The sequence below is a fragment of the Olavius algarvensis spirochete endosymbiont genome (genome assembly GCA_900608495.1).
Taxonomy (GTDB): Bacteria; Spirochaetota; Spirochaetia; order DSM-2461; family DSM-2461; genus UBA2779.
The window spans coordinates 1-264 of record UWYT01000163.1; the positions used below are offsets into that span (position 1 = coordinate 1).

Annotated in this window: 1 protein-coding gene; it reads left to right on the forward strand. The window is 54.5% G+C overall.

Features of this window, described 5'->3' with window-relative positions; genetic code table 11:
- A partial coding sequence (locus S1OALGB6SA_RS04090) for an NHL domain-containing protein (RefSeq protein ID WP_442789585.1) occupies positions 1-264 on the forward strand: 264 nt, incomplete at both ends.

Below are 264 nucleotides of genomic sequence, written 5' to 3' on the forward strand. Positions count from 1 at the left end.
GGAAAATCACGCCGGCAGATAGAATAGAAGATAGAGTGGTAAGCACCTTGGCCGGCAGCACAGAGGGTTTTGAGAATGGCACCGGCACAGAAGCACAGTTTAACCTCCCCTACGGAGTGGCTGTGAACTCATCCGGCAATGTCTATGTGGCCGATACACACAACCACCGCATCCGGAAAATCACGCCGGCGGGGGTGGTAAACACCATAGCCGGTACTGACACACCGGGTTTTGCAAATGGCACCGGCAACACGGCACAGTTTA